Below are 13679 nucleotides of genomic sequence, written 5' to 3'. Positions count from 1 at the left end.
TTGCATGAGCGCGGCCTCCGAAAAAACTCTGGTAATGATTCCGACGTACAACGAGCGTCGCAACGTGGGCCCGTTGCTCGCTCAGATCCTGGAACAGGGCTCCGATTTCGACGTCCTGTTCGTCGACGACAATTCCCCGGACGGCACCGGAGATCTGCTCGATGAGCTGGCCCGACAGCACGCGCCCCGCATCCACGTGCTGCACAGGGCGGGACGGCAGGGCGTGGGCTCCGCACACCAGGCCGGTATCCGCTGGGCATACGCGCAGGGATATGCGCACATCATCACGATGGATTCCGATTTCGCGCATCCGCCGTCGTATCTTCCGGCATTGCGCGCCGCTTCCGACGGTTTCGACATCGTGGTCGGATCGCGCTATCTGAAAGAGGACAGCCTCGCCGACTGGACTCCCTTCCGCAAGGTCCTCACCCGGGTCGGGCATTTTCTCACCGTGACACTGCTGCGGATGCCCTACGATGCCACCGGCGCGTTCCGCTACTACCGGTTGGACACGATTCCGGTGGCGGCTTTCGATCGCGTTCGCTCGAACGGCTACTCCTTCTTCTTCGAAAGTCTCTACATCCTCGCCGCCAATGGTTTCCGGATCGAACAGGTGCCGATCCACGTCCTCAACCGCACCGCGGGCGCCTCCAAGATGCGCACCCGCGATGTCGCGACCAGCGTGCGTTTCCTGCTGGTGCTGTGCGCGGAGAAGTACCTGCGCCCCGGCAGGCATCGCGTCACCTCGCCCGCGCATCGCTGACCCTCCGCCCGGCCAGCCAGTCGATCACCGCCGCCGCCTCCGGCCAGTCCGGGCCGGTGGCGGTGGTCGGGAACTGGTCGTCGACAACATTTTTGGCGAACTGCGAGGACGAGCCCACCGCGTCGCGTACCTCCGCCAGCGTCACGGTGGTGCGTGCGCCGACCTCGCGCAGGCCGGTGTCCTCCAGGTGGGCGGCGATCCAGTCGGCGCACCAGTCCACCGGGGCGAAACTCTGCCGGGAGCGGCCGCTGGCGAACACCGGACGGTCGGCGGCCATGTCGGCCAGCACACCCTTGCGGTAGTCGCCGCCGTACATCGGGCCGAGCCGGACGACGAAAGTGTCGCGGCCGGAACACATTCGCTCGGCCTCCGCGCGATGGCGGCCGTAGACCGTGTCCAGCTGGGTCCGTGCGGAGATGCTGCTGATCTGCACGAACCGGTCCCAGCGCCACTGCTCGCGCAGCAGGCGCGTCTTGTCCACCGTCTCCCGGCGATCGTCGCCGGGATGCTGCTCGGCCCAGAACCGCTTCGACGGGCAGGCGGCGTTGATCAGCACGTCGTAACGACCTGCCGTGCAGTGGGATTCGTGGTCGTCGCGCACCACGGGCACGACCTCCCATCGCCGCGTCCTGCCGAGCGCCTCGACCAGTGCGGCGCCCACGTATCCCGCGGCGCCGAGCACCGCCACCCGCATCCCGCTCATGCGAGGTCCTGCCCGGCGCGGGCGGCCGCGCTGGTCGGCCGCACCGATATTCGGCCGCTCACGACTTGCCTTCCAAGGTGTGTGGCAGCGGCGCCACCTGCACGATCGGCGGATCGCACTCGTCCCACGGCTTGGTCAGCATCGCGACGAAGGTCAGCGGGGTGATCGAGTACACGGTGTGCATCACCCCGATCGGCGTGCGCGTGCAGATGCCCTTGCCCACATGGATGAACTCCTCCGGGCAGTCCGGATCCTCGTAGTCGTCCTTGGTCACCAGCACGCCGTTGCCCTCGACGAACAGCAGGTACTCGACGAAATGCGGGTGGTAGTGCAGGCCGCGCACCTTGCCGGGGTGCATGTAGATCAGGTTGAACTCGAGCAGGGGTTCCGGCGGGACCCAGGTGAAAATGCCACCGCGCCCGTCGCGGACGGTGTCGAGGTTGCACGACGGGGTGAGGACTTCGACCTTCATTACTGAATCCCTTCATCAGGCGGATACCGCGTCGGGGCGGACAGCGGCGAGCTTGTCCGCGAGCGAGTCGAGCAGCGCTGCCCGCTGCTCGACGAGAAAGAAGTGGCCGCCGGGCAGCAGCTCGGTGGAGCGCAGTCCAGGCAGGACGTCGCGCCAGGCCTCCAGCTGGGAGACCGCGACCTGGCGGTCGTCGCGACCACCGAACAGGTGGGCCGGGCACGACGGCGCGGCGGCGGGTGTGAATCGGTAGTCGTCGAAGATCTCGAAGTCGCTGCGCAACGCGGGCAGGAACAGCGCCATCACCTCCGGGGTCTCGCGCACTTCCGGCGGGATGCCGCCGTAATGGCCTACCGCCGCGACGAACTCGTGGTCCGTTAGCTCCGACAACCGACCCGGCCTGGGGAGATGCGGGGCCACCGCACCACCGAGGAACAACGCGCGTGGCGCGATCCCCTCGGGCAGGCGGCGGGCGACCTCGTAGGCGGCCAGCGCGCCGAGGCTGTGGCCGAAGAACGCGAACGGAAGATCGGTCAGCGGCAGCACCGCGGTCAACGCCGTCTCGACCAGATCGGTGAATCGCCGGATCGGCGTCTGCGCCAGATGCCGTTGGCGGGCAGGCAGTTCCAGAACGCACAGCTCGATCCAGTCGGGCAGCTGGCGCCGCCACGGCGTGTAGGCCGCCGCCTTGCCGCCGGCGAAGGGCCAGCAGAACAACCGCAGGCTCGGCGTCGCGGCGCTCTTGCGATGGATGGTCAGCCCTTGCGCCTCGCGAATTGGTTGCGCCGCAACCGCCGTCGGAGAGGTCATCGCAGCCGGAGCGGGTTCCGGTGCGACCGGCATAGCCGTTCTCGGTGTGACCGGCGCAGCCGCTGTCAGTGCGGCTGCCGAGGAAATCGCCGAGACCGTCTCAGCCGGAGCGGCTTTCGATAGGGGCAGCGCACGTACATCAGCTACCGTCGCGATCCGGGTCACCGGGGCATCCAGCGTCGCGAAGAACTTCGACAGCGGTGCCGACGGGCCCACCTCGTAGCGGGGTGTGCCCGAGCGCAGCAACGCTCGCATGTTCGCCGTCCAGCGCACCGGGGCGGAGATCTGGCGGACCAGATGCTCGGCGAGGGTTTCGGGCCGATGGAACTCCCCGGTGTAGTTCGAGGTCACCGCGACCGCGCGCTCAGCCCGTATGCGCGGTGTGCATTCGGCCAGATGCCCCGCGAACTCGTCCTCGATGCCGCGCATCCAGCGGGAGTGGAACGGCGCGCTGACCCGCAACGGGACGAACCGCAGTTCCGGGAAGCGCTCGCCGAGCACGACACGGGCGGCCGCGACAGCGTCGCGTTCACCGCTGATGACCAGCTGATCGGTGGAATTGTCGTTGGCCACCTCGACGCCTGCCTCGGCCACCAGATCGGCCACCCCCGAGTCGGCGATGCCCGGCAGGATCAGCGCGGCCATCGCGCCCGCGCCCTCCGGCACCGCGCGCTGCATCAGCGCGCCGCGCGTGCGCACCAGCCGTACCCCGTCGGCGAGTTCGAAGACGCCCGCCGCGACCAGCGCGGCGTACTCGCCGAGACTGTGCCCGCCGAAAGCGACGGGCTGCCAGCCGGATTCGCTCACCAGCACCCGGTAGGCGGCGATCTCCATCGTCAGCACGCACGGCTGGGTGTACTCCGTGCGATGCAGTCGCGGATCCCGCTCGACGCAGATCCGCAGCAGGTCCTCGCCCACCGCGGCGCTCGCTTCGGCGAAAGTGTCTTGCGCGAGCGGGAATTCGGCGCAGAAATCCGCTCCCATCCCGGTGCGCTGCGCACCCTGCCCCGGGAAGACGATCGTGCAGCTCACCGCAGCACCTCCGCGGTCGGCTCGGCCCCGCGGGGTGCGGGGATGTAGCCCACCTCGGCGCAGTGCGCCAGGTACACCCGCACCAGGTCCTCGGTCGGCGGGCAGTCGATGCCCGCCGCGCCGAGCACCCGCCGGGTGTAGGTGCAGTCGGCGTAGGAACTCTCCTCGTAGTGGATGGTGCCGAACAGTTCGATGCCGTACTTGAACATCTCCAGGGTCTGGCTGTCGTACACCTCGTCGGTGCCCAGCCGGTAGATCTGCCGGTCGGTGGCCCTGCGGTGGAATTCCTCCAGCGGCACCAACGCCACCTCGTACCCGGCACGCTGGACGTAGCGGACCACGTCGTAGTAGCGCCGGATGTCCGGATTGGTCAGGTGGTAGGTCTCCCGGTAGGTGGCGCGGCGCGTGGCGATGTGCACGATCGCGGCGCTGACGTAGTCGACCGGACTGATGTCCCAGTGCACCGGCGTCAGCATCGTCTCGCCGGTCTCGATCATCGTCTTGAGGATGTCGTAGTACGCGCCTTTGACGCTGACCTCGGAGAACGGGTACCGGCCGGTCCGGCTGTCGCCCATGATGTTGCCGGGGCGAACGATGTCCCACAGCAGTCCGCGTTCGCTCGCCTCCCGGATCAGCTTCTCCGACTCGTATTTGGTCTGCTGGTAGGGCAGATGGTCGTAGCCCTGACCCAGTTCGAGATCCCGCTCGGTGAACGGCGGGTTGTTGAAATTGAGCCGATCGCCCAGCGCGCTGAAACTCGACACGTACACCAGGTACTTGCCGCGCGAGCGCAACGCGAATTCCACCGCGCGACGGGTTCCTTCGACGTTGATCGGGGCCAGGGCGTCGTAGAAGGTGACCAAGGTGGTGCGGCCCGCGGCGTGGATGGTCAAGTCCACGTCGTCGGCCAGCCGCCGCCAGGTGACCTCGTCCAGGCCGAGCCGTTCGCTGGAGACGTCGCCGAGCACCGCGGTGACGCGCTGCGCGAACGCCTCGTCGAGGGTCGACTCCGGGTCGTAGGTGCTCAGGAAGTGCTTGATCCGACGCTCGGCCGCGGCCACGGTCTTGCCGCGCACCAGGCAGGTCACGCGGACGTCGGTGCGGGTGAGTAGATCGTGCAGCAGCTTGCCGCCCAGCACGCCGGTCACGCCGGTGATGAAGACCGACCGCACCGGGATCGGGACCTCTGTCGTCACCACGGGGATGTCCTGCTGGGCCGCTGTGGCCGCGGCGGCCACGGTCGGGCGCGGAGCATCGTCGTGTGCCGTGCCGGAGATGATGCCTTCGGCCACCAGGTAGTGCGACAGCGACGCGATCGTCGGATGCAGCTCGGTCGATTCCGCCGGGATCTTGACGTCGTAGTGCTTCATCAGCCGGTTGAGCATCCGAACGGTGGCCACCGAGTCGAATCCGAAGTCGGCGAATTCCGCGTCGAGGTCGAGCTCGGCCGGGTCGGACTTGGTCAGATCGGCGAAGATCTCCCGGATGTGCTCGGCGAGCCGGTCGCACAACTCGCTGTCGAATTCGTCACCGGAGGACTCGGCGACGGCCGGTGCGGCGACTTCGGCGGTGGGCGTTTCGACCGGTTCCGGCGGTGCCGCAACGTCCTGAAGCGCTGTGCCGTTCGGTGAGTGCCCGTTGCGCTGCTCCGACTGCGGTGGCTCGATCTCCTGCGTGACCACCGTCTTCGCGACCACGTGCGGTGTTCGTCTGCGGTAGTCCTCGGGCACGATCCAGTACCTGCGCCGGGCGAACGGATAACCGGGCAGACCCACGATCCGGCCGAACGGCTGCTCGTAGCCCTGTTCCCAGTCCACGGTCCATCCGCCTGCCCACAGTTCCGCGACTCGCGGCAGGTTGCCCGACCGCAGCAGGGCGCGCACTTCGGCGCGGTCGGCATCCGATTCGCCGGGCAGCTCGTCGAGGTCGCGGTGGGTGCGGGCCACGCCGCGGAAGACCAGTAGTCCCTCCGCCGGTGCGGGTGCGCCGGCATCGGCTGTGCTGTCGAGTAGTTCGACGAGTTCGGCCGTCGAGGTGGCGACCACCGCGAGTCGATGTTCGAACGGTGTCCGGCCGACGGCCAGCGTCCACGCCACATCGGGCAGGGCGAGCGGGTGATCGCGCAGCCGATCGGCGGTGCGGGCGGCCAGCTCCGCGAGCCGGTCGGCGTCGCGGGCGGACAACACCACGATCCTCGGCCGCCCATCTTCCGGCGTTGCCGCCACGGGCTCGGCGTCGGTGAGGATCATGTGGGCGTTGGAGCCTCCCGCGCCGAACGAGCTGACGGCGGTGACGCGTGGTGTGCCGTCGACGGGGCGCGGCCAGGGTGTGGGCCGATCGATGACGTGGAACGGTGTCGCCGCGAAGTCGATTCCCGGGTTCGGTGGATCGCTGTGCAGGTTCGGCGCGATGGTGTCGTGGCGCAGTTGTAGCAGCGCCTTGACCACGCCCGCCGCGCCCGCCGCCGCTTCCAGATGTCCGACACTGGATTTCGCCGAGCCGATGCCGCAGTAGCCCTGCTCCGCTGTCGAGCGCCGATAGGCCTTGGTGAGGGCCGCGATCTCGATCGGGTCGCCCAGCGCGGTACCGGTGCCGTGGGCTTCCACGTAGCCGATGTCGGCCGCGTCGACGCGTGCCGCGGTCAGGGCTCGGCCGATGAGGTCGGCCTGGGCGACTGGGTTGGGGACGGTGAACCCGTTGGTGCGTCCGCCGTGGTTGACGGTGCTGCCCCGGATCACGCCGTAAACGCGGTCACCGTCGGCGCGTGCGTGCCGCAGCGGTTTGAGGACCAACGTGACCACACCCTCGCCCGGCACGTAGCCGTCGCCGCCCGCGCCGAACGTCCGGCAGCGGCCGTCGGTGGATGCCCAGCGGCCGTAGCCGAGCAGCAAGTACTTGCCGGGATGGATGGACACGTTCACCCCACCGGCCAGCGCGTAGGCCGCTTCGCCGCGGCGCAGACTCTCGCAGGCCAGATGCAGCGCGGTCAGCGACGCCGAGCACGCCGTGTCGACCGCGAGAGACGGGCCGGTGAAGCCGAAGTGGTAGGACACCCGATTCGCCACCGCGAAATACCCCGAGATCGGCACGCCGACGAACGCCTGGTACTCGGCGTATCCGACCCCGGCGAAGACGCCGGCATCCGGCAGGCCGCGTGCGGCGGCGCTGCGGCGTACCCGATCGGGCGAGTAACCCGCGTCTTCCAGAGCCGCCCAGGAGGTTTCGAGGAACAGCCGTTGCTGCGGGTCCATCTCCTCGGCGTCTTTGGGGGTGATGCCGAAGAAGCGAGCGTCGAACTTGTCGACGTCGTCGATGAATCCGCCCCAGCGCGCGTAGGTGGTGCCCGGTTCGTCGGGATCGTCGGACAGGTATTCGCGGTGATCCCAGCGTTGCGGCGGCACCTCGACGATGCAGTCGCGACCGGCGACCAGGTTGGCCCAGAACTCCTCGATGTCCCCCGCCATCGGGAACTTGCCCGCCATGCCGATGACGGCGATGTCCTCGGCGTCGTCCGCGTCGTCGGCGGAATGCTTGGCGGGAGCGGTGGGCTCGGAGGCGACCGAGCCCACCGACGCGGGTGCGCCGCCGGATGCCGCGGTTGCGGTCGTCGTGTCGTCGGTGATGGCGGCCAGACGCGGCCCGTGCTCGTCGGCGAGGTAGCCCGCGAGGTCGCGAACGGTCTGGTATTCGAACATCAGCGTGCTCGGCATCGGTCCGAAGTCGGTTTCCAGCCGGTCGTTCATCTTGCTGATCAGCACCGAGTCGATGCCATAGTCCTGCAGCGGGATTCGGGTGCGGATCCGCTGCGGGTCGAGTCGGCAGTACTCGGCGAGCAGGCCTTTGAGGTAGGTCTCGGCGGACTGCCGTCGCTGCGTGGGGTCCGGCGGTGTGGGCTGGGCATGATCAGGCGCAGCAAGTCCACGAGCCCGATCGTCGGCAGGGTTCTGGAGCGCGCTGTTGTCCTGGAGCGCAGCGGCCGTCTGTGTCGCGGGCACCGACGAGCCTCCGACAGCTTGCGAGGATGTCGCGGGTCCATCGAGTGCCGTCTCGACCGTTGACGTGCCGGATGCCACCGCTGCGGCGGTGCTGAGCTCGCGGGGCGCCGCGCCGGTCGATGGGGCTGCGGTGCGCTGCGTCGCGGCGAGGTCCTGGGCTTCGCCGACAACGGAGCTGTGCGACGGGCGCGCCGTGTGCTCGGACGAAGGGGCGCTCATGTCCGGTGCCCAGCACCGTTCCCGGTCGAACTCGTAGCCGGGCAGATGGATACGGCGCGCGGCCGGGTCGGCCCAGCCCGCATGTGAGACGTGCCCGCCCTCGACCCATTGCCGTGCCACCGCCTCCGGGTCGTCCAGCACGGTGGCAGTGTCGCGGTCCGCGGCGGGGGTGTCGGTCGTTCCGGTGTAGACCCCGGCAGGCCGGTCGCCGTCGGCGAAGGCGGCAAGCCGGGCCACGACCGCATCCACCGAATCCCCGACCACCGCGAGCCGATGCTCGAATTCGCTGCGCCCGACCGCGAGCGTGCGCGCGACGTCGGCGAGCGACAGATTCGGATGCGCCGTGAGCTGCCTGCGCAGCGTCCGCGCCATCCGCGACAGGCTCGTAGCGCTGCGCGCGGAGAGCACCACCACCTGCGGTTCCCCGGGCCCCGCACGCCGTGCGGTCGCTACGGCCGGTGCGCCGTCGACCACCAGGTGCGCGTTGGTGCCGCTGAAACCGAAGGAACTGATCGCGGCTCGGCGTGGCGCGCCGTCCCAGGCCCGCAGTTCGGTGTTGACGAAGAACGGCGACTGCTCCAATCCGAGCAGCGGATTCACCGAAGCGACGTGCAGCGACGGCGGCACCTGTCCGGCGCGCATGGCCAGCAGCACCTTGAACAGGCTCGCCATGCCCGCGGCGTGCGAGGCGTGCCCGATGTTCGATTTCACCGATCCCACCGGGATGACGCCGACCGCGTCGGTGTAGCGACGGAACGCCGCGGTGAGTGCCTCGAGTTCGATCGGGTCGCCCAACCGCGTTCCGGTGCCGTGCGTTTCGACGTAACCGATGGTGGACGGATCGATCCCGCCGTCGCGATACACCGCCAGTTCCAGTTCGGTCTGCGAACGAACGCTGGGTGCGGTGATGCCGTTGGTGCGGCCGTCGTGGTTGACGCCGATCCCGCGGATCACCCCGTGGATCGGGTCGCCGTCGCGTTCGGCGGCGGCCAACGGCTTGAGCACCACCACGCCGACACCCTCCGCGATCACGAAACCGTCGGCGTCGGCATCGAAACTCGCGCATCGCCCGCGTGGTGAGAGCATGCCCATCGAGGAGGCGAGCAGGTGGTATTCGGGTGTCACGAACACCGCGACACCCCCGGCCAGCGCCAGCTCCGACTCCCCTGCGGTGAGACTGCGGCATGCCTGGTGCAACGCGACCAGCGCCGAGGAACAAGCGGTGTCCAGACCGAGACACGGGCCGGTGAGATCCAGGTGATAGGCCACGCGGGCAGGCAGGATGGCCGGGCTGTTACCGGTGAACACGTGATGGGAGCCGACCGTTCCGCGGTTGCGCAGCAGGGTGGCGTAGTCCGATCCGGGTGACCCGGCGAAAACGCCGCAGCGGGTGCGCCGCAACGACTTCGGGTCGATGGCGGCGTCTTCCAGGGCCAGCCAGCTGTGTTCCAGGAACAGCCGCTGCTGCGGGTCCATGTAATCGGCTTCGGCAGGCACTATGTCGAAGAACGCCGGATCGAACTTTTCGACGCCGTCGAGGAAGCCGCCCCACTTGGAGTAGGTCTTGCCCGGCGTCGCCAGGCCGGGACGGAAATGCTCAGCGATCGGCCAGCGTCCGGCGGGGATCTCGGTCACCGCGTCCCGCCCTGTGGCGAGATCGCGCCAGAACTCCTCGAGGTTCGCCGCGCCCGGGAACTGCCCGGACATGCCGATGATGGCGATGTCCATCGATGTTGACCTTTCGCTGGGCCGTGCGGGCGGCGCGGTGGCGGTTCGAGGAGCGGAAGCGCCTTGTTCGGCCATGTGCCTGCTGAGCAGCCGCACCGACGGATGGTCGAACACCACCGTGGGTCGCAGCGCCAAGTCGTAGCGGGCGTTGACTCGATCGATGATCTTCACCGCGAGAATGGAATCGACGCCGTAGTCCGACAGCGGCAGCTCCGCGCGCACCTCGCCGCGCCCGACACCGAGGCCCTCGGCGACGAGGGCGACGAGTTCGGCTTCCAGGGCGGCCGCACCACTCACGGTGGCCGGTTCCGCGTCCGGCCGCGCACCGGCGGGCGGGTTCTCGGTATCGGCGAGGCCGACTCGCGCGGTGGCGGGCTGCACATCGGCCGGGGGTAAGGCGACAGCGGGCAGCGTGGTGGCGCTGACCGCGGCCAGCAACCGGAAACTCGGCTCCGGGTCCTCCGACAGGCCGGGACCCCAGGCGCGGATTTCAGAGAAACCCGCCGCACTCATGGCGTCCCGCCACTGCGATTCGGACAGCAACGGCGAATACGGGAGACGCGCCTCGGGATCGCGATACGCGTGCCAGCCCTCCAGCAGGCCGAACGTCAGCGCGAGAACCTCGAGGTCGGCGGTCGCTTCGGTACAGGCGAGCACGCCACCGGGCGCGAGCAGCCGCCGGACGTTGCGCAACGTCGCGTCGATCGACCGCGTCGCGTGCAGGACGTTGGCGCAGATCACCAGATCGGCCTGGTGTGCGGGGAAGCCTTGCGCGATCGGATCCGTCTCGATGTCCAGCACGCCGAACCGCACGTTCGACCGCGTACCGAAGGTGCGTCGGCCGTGCGCGACGAAACTGTGCGATACGTCGGTGTAGTGATAGTCGAACGCGATCCCGCGTTCGGTGAGCGCGTCGAGCACCGCGTGCGTGGAACCGCCGGTGCCCGCGCCGACTTCCACGATCCGCACCGGCCGGGTCTCGCCATGCCGCTGCGCCACGTCCGACACCAATCCGGCGAGCAATCCGTTGGTGAAGTCGTAGGCGGCGTTGCCGCGATAGATCGCGCCGACCAGTTCGAGGTCCCCGCCGGGGAACAGCACCTCGGTCGCGGACATCTCGCCGCGCAGTACGCGCGGATAGGCGGCCAGGCAGGCATCGAGCAAGGCCACGTATGGTTCGGTCTCCGGGAAGCGCGCGAGCAGGTCGGCGCGCATCCCGCCGGTACCGGGTGGCGGACCAGGCACTTCGATCCGGTCGTCGTGCCATCGCACCAGCCCATGTCGCCGCAGGATATCCAGGCAGCTGGTGCGTAGCCGGTCGAATTCGGGCCGCACACCAAGGCGCGCGTCCAGCGACCGCGTGGTCCACTCCCCCGGCGTGAGCCCCATTCCGGCGAAGGTGGCGAACAGCAGCATCGCCGCGTAGCGGCCGAGTTCGGCCTTACCGGGCTCCACTGTGCCCGCGGGCTGGATGGACGCGTCGAACCGCTCCACCGCGGCATCGAACCCCGCACGCGGCGGTGCGATGATCCAGTAGTCGGTGCGCTCGAACGGATAGCCGGGCAGCGGGATTCGCTGGCGCGGCCCGCCGCGTCCACGCCAGTCGACGTCGGCACCCGCGACCCACTGCCTGGCCAGCTCTCGGTCGTCCGCCGCGGGCGCGTACAGCGGTGGCCGGGTGTGTGCGTCGACGCTGCCGGTGACCACGGGGCCGAGCTGGTCGGCGCCGAACTGATCGAGCGCGTCGGCCACCTCGAGCGGCGAGGACGCGACCACCGCGAGCCGGTGGGCCAGTGCGGGCCTGCCTACTTGCAAGGTGCGCACCGCGTCGAGGAAATCCGCGGGGTCGAGGGTGCGGAAGTGCCGTGCCATGATTTCGGCATAGCGGCGCAGCCGCTCCGGAGTGCGCGCGGACAGCACGAAGATCTCGGGTTCACCGGTGGCGCCCGGACGCACTCGGTCGTCGATGAACTCCGCGAGCACCACGTGAGCGTTGGCGCCGCCCGCCCCGAAGGCGCTGATACCCGCGTGCCGCGCCACCGCGACGCCGTCGACGGTGCGGCGCGGCCAATCCTCCAGTTCACGCGGTAAGCGGAACGGCACCGAGTTGAACGCGATGGCCGGATTGACCTGTGCGGCATGCAATGTCGGCGCGATCCGGCCGTGACGCAGCTGCAACAGCACCCGGGTGAGACCCGCGACGCCCGCAGCCGCTTCCAGGTGGCCGATGTTCGACTTCGTCGACCCGAGTGCGCGGGAGCGGCCGCCGTCGTTCCTGCCGAAAGCGGCGGCCAGCCCGGCTATTTCGATCGGATCGCCGAGCGGTGTCCCGGTTCCGTGCGCCTCGAGGTAGTCGATCGCGGCGGGGTCGACCCCGGCGGCGCGCAGGGCCTCGCCGATCACGTCGGCTTGCGCCCCTGGATGCGGCACGCTGTACCCGGAGGTCTGCCCGCCGTGATTCACCGCGCTGCCGAGGATCAGGCCGTGGATGGTGTCGCCGTCGGCGCGGGCGGCCGACAGCGGCTTCAGATACAGCGCCCCGACGCCTTCGCCGGGCACATAGCCGTCGGCGCTCGCGGCGAAGGGCCTGCACCGGCCGCTCTCGGACATCATGCCCAGGCTGTGCAGCAGCAGGAATTTGTCCTCGTGCAGCAACAGGTTCACCCCGCCGACGAGCGCCGCGTCGCATTCGCCGTCGAGCAGGCTGCGCCGCGCCAGATGCAGTGCGGTCAGCGACGCCGAACACGCGGTGTCCACGGTGAGGCTCGGTCCACGCAGACCGAGGGTGTAGGAGGTGCGGTTCGCGATCGACGACGGGATCGAGGCCACCGCGACCGGATCGCCGTCGCGGCTGGCCGCCACTCCGAGCAGCCGGTAGTCGCTCCAGGTGGCGCCTACGAACACACCCACCCGGCGGTCGCGCACGGCCGGGTCGGTGTGGTGGTAGCCGGCATGCTCGAGCGCCGCGTACGCCTGCTGCAGGAACAATCGCTCCTGCGGGTCAAGCAGCGGCGCCTGAACCGGCGGGATGCGGAAGAACTGGGGGTCGAAACCACCCACGTCACGCAGGAATCCGCCGGTCATCGGTGGCGCGCCGGGCGTGCCTCGGACGGAGGTGAGCCACCAGCGTTCGGCGGGGACCGGGCCGACCGCGTCGTGTCCGTCGCGCAGATTGCGCCAGAACTCCTCGATGTCCTCCGCGTCGGGGTAGCGGCCGCTGATTCCGACGATCGCGATGGGCTCCTCGACGGACTTGCGATGCTCGTCGACCGGCACGGTCGCGTGATGCGCATCGCCCGGCGCGGATGGCGCGTCGGACGGTGCGGTCGCCGGTTGTAGTCGTGCTCGCAGGATGTCGCTGTGGCCCCATACCGCGGCCAGTTGTGCGCGGTGGAGCGTCGCGCAGGACAACAGCAGGTCCAGTCCGGTCGCGGTGGGCAGCAGTCCCACACCGGCGCGCCGCAGCGCGGCTATCTGCTCGGCGGGCGGACGCATACCGCCTTCGGCCCACAGCGGCCAGCCGATGCTGATCGTCCTGCTTCCGGCTCGGTCGCGCTGTTCGGCGAAGACGTCGAGATAGCGGTTGGCCGCCGCGTAATCGGCTTGCCCCGGGTTGCCCAGCACCGCGGAGACCGAGGAGAACAACACGGTCAGGCGGGTCTCCGGCAGCGCCCGCGTCAAGTGCTCGACGCCGTAGACCTTCGGTGCGAGAACGGTTCTCGCGTCGTCGCGGCTGCTGCCGGACAGCAGTCCGTCGCGCAACTGACCCGCACCGTGGTAGAGCACGTCGACCGGCCCGAAGGTGGCGTGGGCGATCGTGGCGACGCGTTCGGCGTCGGCCGCGACCGACACGTCGGCGCGCACGTGTACGGCTTCCGCGCCGAGTTCGCCGAGCTCGGCCAGCAGTCCCGCGGCCGACGCGTCGAGCGGACGGCGCGATACCAGCACCAGCCGTGCGCT

The 13679-nt window shown here is 69.6% G+C and carries 5 protein-coding genes (1 of these 5 running past the window's edge); 1 reads left to right on the top strand and 4 read right to left on the bottom strand.

The features are described from left to right. Positions 1-34: 34 nt before the first annotated feature. Positions 35-763, top strand: a complete 729-nt coding sequence (locus tag ACIHAX_RS07850; protein WP_364425661.1) for a polyprenol monophosphomannose synthase — start codon at positions 35-37, stop codon at positions 761-763. Here ACIHAX_RS07850 and ACIHAX_RS07845 read toward each other — a convergent pair. The 4 genes in view from ACIHAX_RS07845 to ACIHAX_RS07830 are tightly spaced (at most 58 nt apart) and all read right to left on the bottom strand, a layout consistent with a single transcriptional unit that may run on beyond the window. Continuing rightward, entirely contained in the window at positions 741-1466 is a 726-nt protein-coding gene (locus ACIHAX_RS07845; RefSeq protein ID WP_379252436.1) for a hypothetical protein, read from the bottom strand. The genes ACIHAX_RS07850 and ACIHAX_RS07845 overlap by 23 nt on opposite strands. Positions 1467-1524: 58 nt before the next feature. Continuing rightward, on the bottom strand, positions 1525-1938 hold the full coding sequence (locus ACIHAX_RS07840; protein WP_356966209.1) for a hypothetical protein: 414 nt from the start codon (positions 1936-1938) through the stop codon (positions 1525-1527). 15 nt (positions 1939-1953) lie between these two features. Next, positions 1954-3777 (bottom strand): thioesterase domain-containing protein, encoded by a 1824-nt coding sequence (locus tag ACIHAX_RS07835; RefSeq protein WP_397276417.1) that lies wholly within the window; start codon positions 3775-3777, stop codon positions 1954-1956. Then, on the bottom strand, positions 3774-13679 hold the 3' portion of the coding sequence (locus tag ACIHAX_RS07830; protein ID WP_397276415.1) for a thioester reductase domain-containing protein. 2007 nt of this gene lie beyond the right edge of the window; only the last 9906 of its 11913 coding nucleotides appear in the window; the start codon falls outside the window, past its right edge — the gene reads right to left on this strand; it ends in the stop codon at positions 3774-3776. The genes ACIHAX_RS07835 and ACIHAX_RS07830 overlap by 4 nt, the downstream gene beginning before the upstream one ends.

It is taken from the genome of Nocardia sp. NPDC051929 (genome assembly GCF_044548645.1).
Classification (GTDB): Bacteria; Actinomycetota; Actinomycetes; order Mycobacteriales; family Mycobacteriaceae; genus Nocardia; species Nocardia sichangensis.
The sequence above is the reverse complement of the archived record's forward strand: the minus strand, read 5'-3'. Positions and strand labels throughout refer to the sequence as shown.